9 protein-coding genes are annotated in these 15,668 nt (G+C 42.5%); 5 read left to right on the top strand and 4 right to left on the bottom strand.

The window, feature by feature from the left end; translation table 11 throughout:
* Window positions 1-14: 14 nt before the first annotated feature.
* The 3 genes from B2O97_RS23710 (at window position 15) to bglX (ending at window position 5,348) form a co-directional block, all read left to right on the top strand.
* A complete protein-coding gene (locus B2O97_RS23710; protein WP_115047989.1) occupies window positions 15-1,445 on the top strand; it encodes a RagB/SusD family nutrient uptake outer membrane protein in 1,431 nt (476 codons plus the stop codon).
* Window positions 1,446-1,521: 76 nt separating this feature from the next.
* Window positions 1,522-2,907 (top strand): glucoamylase family protein, encoded by a 1,386-nt coding sequence (locus B2O97_RS23715; protein WP_115047987.1) that lies wholly within the window; start codon window positions 1,522-1,524, stop codon window positions 2,905-2,907.
* A gap of 164 nt (window positions 2,908-3,071) precedes the next feature.
* The gene (bglX, locus tag B2O97_RS23720) at window positions 3,072-5,348 is read left to right on the top strand and encodes a beta-glucosidase BglX (protein WP_286768276.1); all 2,277 of its coding nucleotides are present in this window, start codon (window positions 3,072-3,074) and stop codon (window positions 5,346-5,348) included.
* Window positions 5,349-5,448: 100 nt separating this feature from the next.
* Here bglX and B2O97_RS23725 read toward each other — a convergent pair whose 3' ends face one another.
* The 4 genes from B2O97_RS23725 to B2O97_RS23740 all read right to left on the bottom strand — a co-directional run bounded on the left by B2O97_RS23725 (window position 5,449) and on the right by B2O97_RS23740 (window position 13,021).
* Window positions 5,449-6,783: a sulfatase-like hydrolase/transferase gene (locus B2O97_RS23725; protein WP_236560160.1), complete on the bottom strand. Its 1,335-nt coding sequence runs from the start codon at window positions 6,781-6,783 to the stop codon at window positions 5,449-5,451.
* 73 nt (window positions 6,784-6,856) lie between these two features.
* Window positions 6,857-8,467: a RagB/SusD family nutrient uptake outer membrane protein gene (locus tag B2O97_RS23730; protein WP_112374158.1), complete on the bottom strand. Its 1,611-nt coding sequence runs from the start codon at window positions 8,465-8,467 to the stop codon at window positions 6,857-6,859.
* A gap of 32 nt (window positions 8,468-8,499) precedes the next feature.
* Window positions 8,500-11,595, bottom strand: coding sequence for a SusC/RagA family TonB-linked outer membrane protein (locus B2O97_RS23735; protein ID WP_112374157.1), 3,096 nt, complete (start codon window positions 11,593-11,595; stop codon window positions 8,500-8,502).
* 439 nt (window positions 11,596-12,034) lie between these two features.
* Window positions 12,035-13,021 carry a hypothetical protein gene (locus B2O97_RS23740; protein WP_070569519.1) on the bottom strand — a complete coding sequence of 329 codons (987 nt, stop codon included), beginning with the start codon at window positions 13,019-13,021 and terminating at the stop codon, window positions 12,035-12,037.
* A gap of 226 nt (window positions 13,022-13,247) precedes the next feature.
* On the opposite strand from B2O97_RS23740, the gene B2O97_RS23745 reads away from it, so the two are divergent.
* Entirely contained in the window at window positions 13,248-14,585 is a 1,338-nt protein-coding gene (locus B2O97_RS23745; RefSeq protein WP_286768277.1) for a cytochrome ubiquinol oxidase subunit I, read from the top strand.
* A 6-nt stretch (window positions 14,586-14,591) separates the two neighbouring features.
* Entirely contained in the window at window positions 14,592-15,668 is a 1,077-nt protein-coding gene (gene cydB / locus B2O97_RS23750; RefSeq protein WP_070569513.1) for a cytochrome d ubiquinol oxidase subunit II, read from the top strand.

The raw sequence follows: 15,668 nt of genomic DNA on the forward strand, positions 1-15,668 counted from the left end.
TAAAAATCAACGTAATGAAAATCAATAAACTTTATATAGCAATTCTACTTAGTGCGGGGATCGCACTACAGGGTTGCAAAGACAATAATTTTTTGGATGTTCCTTCTAGAGAAAGGGTTGAAGCCGATGATAGCGAAACTCCTTATACCCCAGAGCAATTCGTAAATGGTATCTACGGTATGTTTACGGAGTGGGATTACAGCTTCTCTTTCTTAGGAATTACTGAAATCATATCGGATAACGCTGACAAAGGCAGTTCATCCACTGATGCGGGAGGTGATAAGTTGCTTTTGGATAACCTGACTTATACCTCAACAGCTGGTTCGTTCCAAGCCCTTTGGGTTAGATGGTACAAATCAATCGGTCGTGCTTCTCAAGCAATTGAATTTATTGAAAAAGCCGGACTGACTGATGCTGCTTATAAAAATAGATTAATTGGTGAGGCGCGCTTTCTAAGGGCGTTAAATTATTTCTACCTTGTACGTGGATGGGGTGATGTGCCTATCCAAGACCGTGATTTGATAAAGAGAGAACCCGCAGCTGAAGTATACGCCTACATTGAAGCAGACCTACAATTTGCTATTGATAACTTGCCCGTCAAATCTGCCTATGCTGCAAAAGATTTGGGCCGAGCAACCAAAGGTGCTGCACAAGGGCTGCTATCGAAGGTGTATTTATACGAAAGGAAGTGGCAACAAGCTGCTGATATGGCAAAAGCTGTTATCAATTCCGGTGGCTATAGCTTAGAGACTGATTATGCGAAAATCTGGCGATTAGAAGGTGAAAATGGTCCTGAATCGCTCTTTGAATGGCAGGCCCGAGGTAGTTCAATTGCCCATGGCATCCAACAATATAGTCAAGTGCAAGCGCCTCGTGGTGGAGCAGTCAATTTAGGCTGGGGTTTTAATATCCCAAGTCAAAATCTATTGGATGCATTCAATGCCGAAAAAGATAATATTCGCCGGGATGCTACAATTATTTTCAGAGGTGAAACCCTCTATGATGGCCGTCTGATTGACAATGGTGTAGAAAATCCAATGTATAATGAAAAAGCGTATTCCTCAGCAAATGGAGGTGCCGCTGACGGTGATAAAAACGTACGTTACCTCCGTCTGGGTGAAATTTATCTTATCCTGGCCGAAGCCGCAAATGAGGTTGGCAATAGCAGTGAAGCGCTGAATGCATTGAATACCGTGCGCACACGTGTAAAATTAGCCAACGTAACGACAACCGACCAAGCGCAGCTCCGTCAATTGATCTGGAAAGAAAGACGTCTTGAATTGGCATTTGAACACGACCGTTGGTTTGATTTGGTGCGTACAAAACAGGCAAAAACAGCCATGGCTGCCAATGGAAAAACTTTCCAAGATAAAATGTTGCTTTTTCCAATTCCAGAGAATCAACGTATCCAGACACCAGAAATGCCTCAAAATACCGGTTGGTAATCATTTACACAAAATAACGCAGTTCAAACGACCATAGGTCGTTTGAACATTTTTTCAAGAATTAAACAACATATCCATGAGAAAACGAATAGCATATCCAGCACTTAGCGGTATAGCTTTGGCGCTTATTCTCAGCAGTTCGTGCCAAAACACTGCTAATAGCAGTCCAGACAGTCCCTCAAAAATTGATTCAACTAGCGGAAGCAAGATCAATGAAGATTCGCTATTGACCACTATTCAGCAACATACATTTCAATATTTTTGGGAGGGCGCCGAACCAACTTCTGGTCTCGCTAGAGAACGCATCCATATGGATGGTGTATACACCCAAAATGATCGTAATGTCGTGACCATAGGTGGTAGTGGCTTCGGACTCATGGGTATGATCGTCGCGATGGAACGTGGTTTTATCAGCCAGGAACAAGGCATTCAAAAGTTGAATCACATAATGGATTATCTAGGCAAAATCGAACGGTTTAAAGGAGCTTGGGCACACTGGTACGATGGAGAACTGGGTACAGCGAAACCGTTCAGTGAAAAAGATAACGGTGGCGACATTGTTGAAACGGCTTTCTTAGCGCAGGGATTAATCGCAATTCGGGAGTATCTAAAAGATAAAGGTGATTCCGCCCAACTAATCGCTCAAAAAGCAGATAAGCTATGGAAAGAAATCAATTGGAATCACTATACAAACGGACAAAATGTTATTTATTGGCATTGGAGCCCTAAATTTAACTTCCAGCAAAATCATCCCGTCAGAGGATATGACGAGTGTCTTATTACCTACATTTTGGCAGCCTCTTCCCCTACTTATCCGATTGCACCCCAGGTGTATCACGAGGGATGGGCAAGATCTGGTGCAATTAAAAGCTCCGCTAAAAAATATGACATTCCACTCGTGCTAAAGCACAATGCCAAAGAAGGTGAAGTGGGCCCGCTCTTCTGGGAACATTACTCCTATCTAGGATTGAGCCCCAAAGGATTAAAAGACCAATACGCAGATTATTGGGAAGCGACAAGCAATCATGTTAAGATCAATTTGGCATACGCAGATCTGAACCCAAAAGGTTACAAAGGTTATGGTTCAACGAAAGGTTGGGGCTGGACGGCCAGCTATTCCATCAACGGATACGATGCACATCATCCAGACAACGATCCAGGTGTGATCTCCCCTACAGCGGCTTTATCGTCTATGCCCTACACCCCACATGAAAGCATGCAATTTGCACAGTATTTAAACAATCAGCTCGGCAATAAAATCTGGGGTAAATATGGCTACTATGATGCCTACAGTGAAACGGCAAATTGGTATCCACAACGTTATTTAGCCATCGATCAGGGGCCTATTATTGTCATGATCGAAAACTACAGAACCGGAAAAATCTGGGACCTATTTATGCAGGCTCCAGAAATTCAACAAGGACTAAAGAAACTCGGTTTTACCAGTCCTTATTTAAAGTAGTGGCCTATGGAATCATTTTCAATCCGTCACACGTTGAAAATGGTTCCTTCCACGAAAATAACAGGACATCTGATCAAGAAAACTCAGGGATCATCTTGAGCACTTGACATAAACTTACCCTATTGCGCGGAAAGCAAAATCCACGCGCACAAAAAAATAATACGATGAAAAAAGTAGTAGGTACTTTCCTTCTTGCATTGCTCGCCTGGCATACAAGTCCAGCGCAATTTAATCCGAAAATGGACACATTCATTGATCAGCTAATGGCTAAGATGACTGTCGAAGAAAAGATTGGACAACTTAATTTGGTAACCGGTGGCGAAGCGACAACTGGAACCACTGTATCCACCGATGTGGATACCAAAATTAGAAACGGCCAAATCGGTGGTATTTTCAGCATGAGCACACCAGCGAAAATTCGCAAAACGCAAGAAATAGCCGTCAAGCAATCCCGCTTAAAAATACCCATCATTTTTGGAATGGATGTCATTCACGGTTATCGTACGGTATTCCCAATTCCCTTAGGTCTTGCTGCTACCTGGGATATGAACTTGATTCAACAATCGGCACGTATTGCCGCCGAAGAAGCTACCGCTGATGGAATTAATTGGGCATTTTCGCCCATGGTCGATATCTCGCGCGATCCACGCTGGGGCCGTATTTCCGAAGGTGCGGGTGAAGATACCTATCTAAGCTCGCGAGTTGCAGAAGCCATCGTCCATGGCTTCCAAGGGGATAACCTGGCAGCACATAACACCATGATGGCCTGTGTCAAACATTTCGCCTTATATGGTGCAGCCGAAGGTGGTCGTGATTACAATAGCACGGATATGAGCCTTCACCGCATGTACAACGAATATCTACCTCCTTATAAAGCAGCGATAGATGCGGGAGCAGGAAGTATCATGACTTCTTTTAACGATATCAATGGTGTCCCTGCCTCGGCAAATAAATGGTTAATGACGGATGTGTTACGTAAGCAATGGGGCTTTAAAGGATTGGTCGTAACTGATTACACTGCTGTAAACGAATTAACAGCACATGGCCTCGGTGACCTCCAACAGGTCTCGGCCTTAAGCCTGAATGCTGGCGTTGATATGGATATGGTTGGTGAAGGGTTTCTGACGACACTAAAAAAATCTTTAGATGCGGGCAAGGTCAAAATAGCAGACATCGATAGGGCCTGCCGGTTTGTTTTGAAAGCCAAGTATAAATTAGGCTTATTTGACGATCCCTACCGCTATTGTGACGAAAAACGGGCAAAAACTGTAATCGGATCGGCTGCCAATCATGCAAAAGCCCGGGAAATTGCAGCAAAATCTTTTGTCTTGCTGAAAAATGAAAACCAAGCACTTCCATTAAAAAAAACAGGTACAATTGCTGTCATTGGTCCATTAGCCAATTCAGGTCCAAATATGCCCGGAACGTGGAGTGTCAGTGCTGAATTGGACAAAACAGCCTCTTTAGTGGAGGGAATGAAAGCCGTGTTGGGTAATCAAGTCAATATCCTCACACACCTGGGCAGCAATCTGTTGGAAGATCCAATTTACCAAAAGCATGCAACCATGTTTGGCCGTACCATAACACGCGATTCCCGAAAAGAAGAGGAGATCATCGCAGACGCTGTAAAAGTTGCTCAACAATCGGATGTGGTCGTGGCTGCCCTTGGTGAATCATCAGAAATGTCGGGTGAAAGCTCCAGTCGCTCCGAATTGGACATTCCGAAAAATCAACAGAACCTGTTAAAAGCATTACTGGCAACAGGAAAACCAGTTGTATTGGTGTTATTTACGGGTAGACCACTTACGCTTACCTGGGAAGATGCTCACGTACCAGCCATATTAAATGTGTGGTTTGGCGGAACGGAAACAGGAAAAGCAGTAGCCGATGTCTTATTTGGGGACGTCGTTCCTTCAGGTAAGATTACCGCCACCTTCCCACGCAATGTTGGTCAGATTCCGATCTATTATGCGCATAAAAACACCGGTAGACCCTACGGAAACTCGGGCGATTTTGAAAAATTCAAATCAAATTATCTCGATGTAAGCAATTCCCCACTCTACCCTTTTGGTTATGGATTAAGTTATACGACGTTTACCTATGGTGAAATTCGTCTTGACCGCAACACAATTGACGATAAAGGTACGCTGCTAGCAAGTATCGACATCTGCAATACAGGAAACTATGATGCGGAAGAAACCGTGCAGCTCTATATCCAGGATGTTGTTGGTTCTGTCACGCGTCCTGTAAAAGAATTAAAAGGCTTTCAAAAAATATTCCTCAAAAAAGGAGAGCAAAAAACGGTAAACTTTAACATCAAAGTAAATGATCTCAAATTTTTTGACAACAATCTGAATTACGTTGCCGAACCAGGAACTTTCAAAGTCTACATTGGTCCCAACAGCCGTGATGTCAAAGAAAAAGAGTTTGAATTGCTTTAAATCTATTGCATCTCTATAAAAAAACAAGGCGACACTTCGAAAATAAGTGCCGCCTTGTCTATGTTTAACGATGTCTATGTTTAGTCATTGCTATTTCTAGCTACTCCATATTCCCATCAAAGCTTTCAAACAATAAACGCAATTCCGCCGCTTTTTCTGGATATTCCGTTAAAACATTCGTTCTTTCACTCGGATCCCAGGCAATGTTATGTAGTTCTTCAATAGCATCATAGGGTTTACCCGAAATCTGATTCACTCCGCCTGCTATCCGACGATACTTCCAGTCACCTGACCGAACCGCCTCAACATGTCCATAATTCACTAAAAATATTGGTCTATGTGCTGTTTTTAAATCTTCCGATTTGCCGTTCAATAAAGAATCGATCGCTTGACCATCGATAGATTTCTTCGGCAATGATGCACCGGTCCATTTGGCGATGGTCGGCAACACATCCAAGTTGCTAATTGCCTGTCGAAGAACTTTCCCTTCTTGGGCATAGCCCTTTCCATAAACAATGAACGGTACACGGACGCCACCTTCTGTTGTTTCGGCTTTAGAACCTTTGAAGACACCTGCAGTACCCACATGCCAGTTCTTTGTAGCGTGATCGTCAGACATTCGCGATGGATAAGCTATCCAGGGACCATTATCACTTGAAAAAATTAAAATGGTGTTATCGGCGAGGCCTTTTCGCTCAACCGTTTTCCAGAGCTCCGAAAAATTATGATCCAGCTCCTGCATCACCGCACCCAGAGGGCCTGCATTTTGCTGATCTGCAAATCGGTTCTTTTTGTTGGCAAATGCCAAAGGAAGATGTGGAAAATTATGCGCATAGTATAAAAAGAATGGATGATCTTTATCTTGATTTTCAATAAACTTCACTGTTTCTTTGTGATAAAGTGCGCTCAGATCCGAATCGTCGGGTGCCACGACTTCAGGTTTCCGATTCCGGAAGATCTTAATAACAGAGTCGGTCTTTACATAAGGATCGCGGTAATCGTGGCTATACAGCATGCCATAAAAAGAATCGAAGCCTTGCTGATTAGGATGATGGTAAGTTTGTTTATCTCCTAAATGCCATTTTCCGACCAATGCTGTCCGATAGCCTACCTTTTTTAATAATTCGGCAATCGTTTCCTCCTCATCAGGCAAGCCTAAATCTGAGCCTGGACCGATTGGTGCTGGAAGATTATAACGTGAAGCATATCTCCCGGTTAATAAAGAAGCTCTTGAAGGTGTACACGAGGGCGTAGAAACCATAAAGTTTGTTGCTCTCACGCCCTTACTGGCGATCGAATCCAAAAAGGGGGTTGAAATATTCGGACTTCCATAACAGCCAATGTCGCTATATCCGAGATCATCGGTCAAAATTAAGATAATATTAGGCTTTTTTTGCTGGGCATTGGCAAAAGCCACCAGTAAAAATAAAGCCATAGCGGTCATAAATTTAGTGTATCGCATCATAGTTGTATGAGTTAATTGGATTCGTACCACAAGATAACAATTTTTACCAATTTGGATTCTGTTTTAAATTCGGATTGAGGTTAATTTCCCGTTGTGGAATGGGCCAGAGATAATGCTTTTTCGCATCAAAAACACGGCTTTCAGAGGCTGCTTCAACGACAACTGCCTCTCCGTTATTATTTTGATAGGTGATGCCATACACTTTACCAGGAACAACCTTTTCAGCAGTTTTCCATCGTCTTATATCCGCGAGATGCAACCCCTCAAATGCCAGTTCCACCGTACGCTCGCGACGAACCAACTGGCGAAGTTGCTCCTGATTTGCTTGATTACTTGTTATTGGAAGTTTTACATCCGTTCGTGAATTTCTAATTTGGTTGATGGCATCGTAAACACTGCCATCAATTTCGCCGAGCTCAATTTTTGCTTCCGCATAGGTCAATAATATCTCAGCATAACGTAATAGTATAATATTCAAGCCACTTTTAGAAGGGTTTGCCAAATCCTTTTTATCGATATACTTCTTTATATTGAAACCTGTTGTAGAAGCAATATAGGTGCTCCCCACAGCATCGGCAGTCCCACTATTTGGTGCTGGATGAAAAATTGCTCCATTTGGAAGTGGATCGCCATCCAAAAAAATTGAAAAAGCAAGCCTCGGGTCACGATTTTTATAGGGATTTTTGGGATCATAACCACTATTGGCATCCGTAATTAAATCGCCTTTGGATGTGGTATAGCTATCGACCAAGGCTTTGGTAGGCACATAGGTACTCTGCCCATTTTGTTGGCTATAGGAGGCTAAGAGGTTAAAGACACTTTGCGTGTATATATTCTCCAGAAATTGCTTATCCAACAATACCTCTTTGTTATTTTCAGCTGCATACGTAAACAGATTTGCGTACGAAGGGTAAAGCTCGAATCGTTTGCCATCGATAATCGTTTTTGCTGCCTTTGCTGCTGCTGCAAAACGTCCTGCATATAAATCCGACCGGGCTTTCAGGCCCAATGCGGCCCAACGGGTTATGCGTCCGATATCGTTACTGGAGTAGCTTTCAGGCAAACTTGCCGCAGCCAGTTCCAATTCGCTGTCGATAAAATCATAGATTTCAGATAGCGTCGCTTGTTGTACTTCTCTTCCTTCCTGTAGTGTCAATGGTGCCTTTACCAGAGGAACTGCACCGAATAAATAGGCCAATTTGATATATTGATAGGCTCTTAACACGCGCGCTTCGCCGATATATCGAGCAATCAATGTTTCATCTTTGCTGCCCTCGATTTTACCAACATTCGCCAAAAAGTAATTGGCTGCACCGATTCCTTTATAGGCACTGCTCCAGGTGTTGTACAACCGAGAACTTGAAGCATCATAGGTACCCAATTCAATATAGGCATCCACAGCGAAAGGCTGATTGACATGGGCTATATCCGTCAATGCATCGGAATAGAAGATTTCTGCTCCATCCAGGTCGTTGTAGAGCGCATTTACAGCTAGCTCCGCATCGGCTTGGCTCTTCCAAAATATATTTTCCGACTGGCGGTCGGTAGGTACAGCATCTAACAGATTCTTATCACAGCTAATCAGCATAAGCGAAAACAGTCCGAAACTGAAAATCAGGTTTCTTTTTTGATATAGATAGTTGTAAAATTTCATTCGTTTTCAATTATATATTATTAACAATCACACTACAGCGTCAAATTGACGCCCAGTGTATAAAGGCCGGTTTGCGGATAATATACCGCTCGTCCAGATTCCGCTTCAGGCTCCAGGTTCCATTCATTCAATTTTGAAATTGTCCATAAATTCGTCGCGGATAGGTATACCCGAAGTTTGTTGATTGCTGTCTTTCCGATAGCATGTAGTGGCACTGTATATCCAACCTGTATGTTTTTCAACCGCAGGTAAGAACCGTTAACCACTAAACGGTCCGAGGTTGCGACATTACGCAAATCATATTTGACCACGCGCGGAAAGCGTGCATCCGTATGTGTTGGTGTCCAATAATTGTTTGTAAATATTTCGTGTGTAAAGCCTTCCTGATTTCCCATCTCAGCCAATGCTCCTGACAATCGGGTATCGACTTTTGCTGCACCTTGAAAGAGCAGATCAAGATCAAAATTCTTAAAGGTGAAACTCCCATTTATTCCGAAGGTATATTTGGGGAAAGAGTTGCCAATAGCGGCCATGTCATTTGCATTGATCACCCCGTCGCCGTTCAAATCCACATATTTCACATCTCCGGGCTTCGTATTTGTAGCATACATAGCGCCATAAGCTTGAATTTCCTCCGCAGACTGAAAGAGACCATCGGTCTTATATCCCCAAAGTGTGTTGATCGGAAGTCCTTTAGCAATAATATACCTTGGGTCAATATCCGATCCGGCAATGTAGGGTCCAGTACCTTTTAGATCGGTTACTTCATTATGGTTGATACTTAAATTTCCATTCAGCTGGTAAGCAAAAGCCCCAGGCGCACTTGGTCTTTTCTGATAATTTGCGCTGAATTCCCAACCGCGATTCAGTACTGTTCCCGCATTTTGGGGTGAAGGCTTTAATCCCAAAACGGCAGGAATATCCAGATTTAGTAGAATATCGTCAGTTACCTTTTTATAGTAATCCAGGGTAAAAGTCAAGCGATTGTTTAGGAAAGCGGCATCCAAGCCCAAATCATACTGCATCGTAGACTCCCAGCCCAATTGCTGATTGGCATAACTGTCCAGTCGATACCCCTGTACAGATTTACCCCCAAAATCATATCCTGCCGCAATGAGGGCAGAATAATAACTATACAAATCTACCGATTGGTTTCCTGTCTTGCCCCAGGAAGCACGCACTTTGAATTCGTTCAACGAATTTCGAATAGGTTCCCAAAAGTTTTCCTTGGATAAGAGCCATCCTGCTGATGCCGAAGGGAAAAAACCATATTGCTTGTCGCCCGCAAAACGGGATGAACCATCGTAACGCCCATTCACTTCGAGCAGATACTTGCCATCCCAATCGTAATTTACCCGACCAAAAAACGAACGCAAGCCATACTGCACATCATATCCATTATTGTTTTTGGTCGCATCATCGGCTCCCTGTCCGATGGAGGTGATATCATTATTGTAGAATCTTTCACGATAAGCCGTCAAGTAATTTTGGTAATTGTGAATCTGTGAATAGCCAACAAGTGCCTTAATATGATTTGGCCCAACCGCCAATTGATAGGTCAACAGATTGTTCCATGTATACTCGCTGCTATTATCACGAATTTCGTTTAATGAATTGATCGGAAAACTTTTTACAATACCTGTATTTCGGTCCTTATTTTCAAAAGCGTTCAAAAAGGTTTTGGTATTATTTAGGTTCACTCTTACACCAAATTGGGACGTAAATAACAAATTTCTCCACAATTGAATGTCGGTTTTAACGATGGAGCTTAAGTAGTTTTCATTAACCTTTTTAAAACCACTTTTCTCAATCAGCATCAAGGGGTTATTGCCTTGAGTACTCAATCCATAGGTACCATCATCATATTTAGGCACCACCCACATCGAGCCATGGAGAAAGTTGTTGATCGGATCACGTCCAGGCTCAGCGGCTTTGCTATATCGGTAGTTTATACTTCCTGTAAAATTAAGCCAAGAGCTTGCTTTATAATCGTTGTTTAGCCTAATATCCGCCAGTTCAGCGCCATAATGATCAATAATACCATCCTGTTTATTATAACGAACCGCCAATCTAGAACGTAGAATGTCATTTCCACCTGCGAATGACAAGGCATGGTCTTGTTGAGGAGCTGTTTTCAACAGTGTATCAAACCATGTATTCGGTAAAGGATATTTTTCGCGATCGGTCGCAGTCCGATAAGCCGTTATTGATTCGTCAGTAAATCGCGCCGGCACAGCCAGCCCCGCGTTACGGTAGGCGTCCTGTTGCAATTGGAGGTAGGATACGGCGTCCATCTGCTTTGGGGTGTTGATTGATTTTTGTAAGGCGTAGTAGCCATTATAATCAATCACAACATGTCCAGATTTTGCACTTTTGGTAGTTACAATAATTACACCGTTGGTCGCACGTGATCCATATATCGCCGTGGAAGCCGCATCCTTCAGGACTGAAATTGAAGCGATATCATTGGGGTTTAACTTGGACCAGGGTTGTTCAATTCCGTCCACAATGACCAAAGCATTATTCTTGCTGAGATCATATCCACTGGTGCTGCTCGAATTGGTATTAAATGTCGTCAATCCTCTAATTCGAATATTGGCAGCCGATTGCCCTGGTTTTCCACCAAGGTCTTGAACAGTCACCCCCGGTAATAAGCCCTGCAAAGCCTGCTGCGTATTAGAAACTGGTCTTTTCGTCAATTTATCACCATCAATACTGGCGATTGAATTGGTCAACGAGATTTTTTTCTGAGTTCCATAGCCAACAACCACCACCTCATCCAGGTCCTGTGTAACTGGCTCTAATTCAATTTTTGTGGGAGATTCGGAAACTAACAAGGTCTTTTTCTTATAGCCAATGCGCGAGAGTGTAATGGAAAATGGTAATTTCTGTCCCGTTACAATTTGAAAAAAACCTTTTTGATCTGTTGTAACAACATGCGTTACAGCTTCGAGTTGAATGGTTACGCCTTCAATAGGCTGCTTACGTTGACTATCATATACATAGCCTGATAAGGAAGCATTGACAATCGGTTTAACATCTGTTTGCGCATATACCTGATGCCCAACGCCAGATAACAATAAACATAGCGACAAGGTAGAATACCGGAGTACCCTAAGATTTTTCATAGATAAAGTATTAATGGTGAATACGAACAAGTGCCAACGCCAATCGAAAACTTGTTTTTATTTTGAAGACATGAGGGGAAGCGAGCGCCTCCCCTGCTGTCAGTTTGAGAAAAGATAAGGGAAATTATCCTATATGACACATTCGCATCTTTCTTACATCAGGGGATTTAGCCTTCAGAGACTTTGCAGTAATACTTACGAAAAATGTGCTTTTACTAATATTGATATGTTCCATAATAATGTGTTAATACGCCACGCTGAAAAGTAATGCATATTTTCAACAGCGATCTGTTATCTTTTCACAAATATAGGAGTAAATTTAATATAATCTACTAATTCTATAGATTTTCTTAAAATAAATATACGAGACCTGCAGAGGGACTATATAAGCAGACTGGTAGCCGTAAAAGGTTACCGATTAAGGTTAAGCAATGAATGCTTATTTTAAAGTTTTTAGATAGGTTTTAATCAGCAGTATTCCTTCATCATGCAGTACGGTGGTTCCCTTTTGAGGCATATGCATCTCTCCAAGCGTAGACATCCGTCCAATAATCTTCGCTTGTTTCAACCAAATTCCAGTTTCATGCATGGGGCTTTCATAACGAAGATCCAGCATGGTCATGTAGGCTGTCCCTTTCGGATTGTGACAATGGGCACAGTTGATTTCCAAATAAGCTCGCGCACGACTTGCAGTTGATTGGGCAAGGTCATCATAACTCGGTAAATTCGTGAAGCTTTTGAAGGACTTCAGATCGAGAGCCCCCTGTTTGGTCAACTGCACCAGTTGCTGAATGCTGTCACCATCGTGACCGATTATCCGGTTCAGATTTCTGATCTTTGGACATATCGGAAACAGCTGATTTCCTTGTCGATGGCATGCCATACAATCGTTTCGTGAAGGAATAATATAATTTGTTTGTCGCTCGTCACCTTTGCTGTCCAAAAACGAAACATGCACGGAAGCACTGTCCATCAACAACAAAGCTTCATCTTGGGCTGCATTCCATTGATAGGTTGCTGCATTCCACTGTCCGTCTTTATAAATCAACAGCCGTGTTTCAAGCAATTGCTGTCGTACATCTCCGGCCGCATCTTTTTGCGGATAAAAAAATGTTTTGGCAATTAGGGTACCATCGGGGAAGCTGGGCAAACCATCATCTGAGGCGATCATTTTTTTTCCCCTGGGAAGAAAGATGACGCGCTTTTTATCGGTATAGTCTGTAAATAAGGTGGAGGCTAATTCATAGGAAATTCCCTGGTCGTTTGGAACAAGATCAGCAATTTTGCCTTTGAATAAATTGTAATCAGATAATTTATCTCGAAACACAATATTATCTTTAGCGATTGTACCCCGCCCCGTATTATTCAATACAATAAAAAATATAGGTATCAATAGAATACCCATCAAAATCAGCACTTTCTTCATTTCACTAATGCTCTTTTCTACCGTTCAAGTCCGTTTTAAATTCGGGCGAAGATAAGATAAAAAAGAGATTACGCTGATTGATATCTGCTATTGAGGTTCAGATTTTACAATGCGTACAGAAAACAATAAAAGTCCCGTTATTTTATCAAAAAATAAAACGGTTTCATGGCTATATACGCGAATAAAAGGTTATATTTAGCTGTCTTTTAACCAAAACTTCGGCTACATGGAAGATATGATTCTCTATAATCGACTTCAGTTCGCATTTACGATTACATTCCATTATTTATTCCCTCAATTGACCATGGGTTTATCCCTCATGATCGTCTATTTCAAATGGAAATTTCTACGGACACAAAACGAAGATTACAACCATGCATCCAAATTTTGGATGAAAATCTTTGCGCTTAACTTCACCATGGGCGTTGTAACAGGTATCCCCATGGAGTTTCAATTTGGTACCAACTGGGCTAAATTTTCTGAACTTACGGGTGGTATTATCGGACAGACCTTAGCCATGGAAGGTATGTTTTCCTTTTTCCTGGAGTCATCATTTCTGGGGATGTTTCTTTTTGGAGAGAAGTTGCTGGGGCATAAGCTCCATTTTTTATCCGGACTCATGGTCTTTATTGGATCTTGGGCTAGTGGTTTCCTGATTATCGCCACACATTCCTGGATGCAGCACCCTGTTGGGTATGAGATTCTTGAAAATGGCAAATTTGTGCTGAACAATTTTAGTGCATTATTCAATAATCCATGGTTATGGCCATCTTATTTACATAATCAAGCCGCTTCGTTGGTGACCAGTTCCTTTTTTGTGGCCTCTATTGGAGCTTTCTATCTCCTAAGTGACCGGCATAGTAAGTTTGGAAAGATATTCGTTAAAAGTGGCGTCATCTTCGGCGCCATTTCATCGGTTATTTTGGCATTTCCTACGGGAGACCTTGCCGCCAAAAACGTAGTCAAATATCAGCCCGCAGCCTTTGCCGGCATGGAGGGCATTTTCAAAACGGAGCAAGGCGGATCCGAGATTATCCTGGTCGGCCAACCCGACATGGAAAACAAAAAGCTGGACAATAAAATAGCGGTGCCGAATGTCTTGAGCTTCCTCACCTACCAGCGCTGGGATGCAGAAATCAAAGGATTAAATGAATTTGACCAGTCCTTACATCCAACCAACGTACCCGGACTGTATTACAGTTATCACATCATGGTAGGGCTGGGTACCATATTCATCGGCATTATGGTCCTGGGAGCGCTACTGCTTTGGCGGAACAAATTGTATCAAACGAAATGGTTATTGTGGATCATCATGTTTATGATTCCTTTTCCATACATCGCGAATACTGCAGGTTGGTATACAGCTGAACTGGGACGGCAACCTTGGCTTGTTTATAATCTCATGCGAATGGTAGACGGTGTATCCCCTACCGTATCTTCCGGAAATACATTATTTACCTTTCTCGGCTTCGTCGGTTTGTACATTTTTTTGGGCTTGTTATTTCTGATGTTAGTCTTGAAGATCATTAGAAAAGGTCCTGAAACGACAGTTGCATTAACCTAATTAGCTATGGAAATATTCTGGTTTATCGTATTAACTTTTATGCTGGGAATTTATATCGTACTCGATGGGTACGATTTTGGAGCGGGAATTATCCATTTATTCTTTGCTAAGACCGAACAGGAGAAAAAAGCTGTTACCAACTCAATTGGGCCGTTTTGGGATGCCAATGAAGTCTGGCTCATCGCCTCTGGTGGTGTCCTATTTTTTGCTTTCCCCACACTCTACGCCTCCTCCTTCAGTGGTTTCTACCTTCCCCTAATGCTTGTACTTTGGTTACTTATTTTTAGAGCAATAAGTCTTGAACTCAGAGGTCAGGTTCATCATCGTCTTTGGGAAGCTTTATGGGATAAGGCTTTCGGCCTCGCAAGCCTGTTGCTGGCACTTTTCTTTGGCGCCGCGCTGGGCAATGTCGTTCGCGGAGTAAACCTGGGTATGGTAGAGAATGGTGTATCTACCCAAGAGCCGCACTATTTCTTCTTGGCACTTTGGAACCCGACATTTGACCCATTAGCCCAACATCAAGGCATCATAGACTGGTTCACTATCATATTAGGTTTAGTTGCCGTCGTTACATTAACCATCCACGGCGCAGGCTGGGTCATTCTGAAAACATCCAGTACATTGAACACGAGACTAAAGAACATTGTTTTTAAGCTCAACTTTGTCTTGCTTATTCTCGTCATACTATCGGCCTATGTATGGCATTATGTGAAACCCATCTCCCTTAACAATCTTCAAAATCATTATTGGCTATGGATATTCCCTGTGATAGCTGCCGTTGGATTACTTGGACAATTTTGGATCAAAACCTTTAAAAAAGATGGTATTGGCTTCCTATTTTCATCGCTGTTCATCCTAGGGAGCTTTGCGACGACCGTTGCTTCCATGTTCCCGATAGTATTGCCTTCAACGAATGACGTAAACCCCTCCTTGACGATTCAAAATGCGGCGGCGCATGAATATGGTCTTTCCGTAGGTTTAGGCTGGTTTATGTTTGCCGCAATTCTGGTGATTGCCTATTTTATCATCCAATTTAGGGTCTTCAAAGGTAAGCTGGATGACGTGGGTTACGGCGAACATTAA

The organism is Sphingobacterium sp. UBA865, assembly GCF_002295765.1.
In the GTDB taxonomy this organism is placed as follows: Bacteria; Bacteroidota; Bacteroidia; order Sphingobacteriales; family Sphingobacteriaceae; genus Sphingobacterium; species Sphingobacterium multivorum.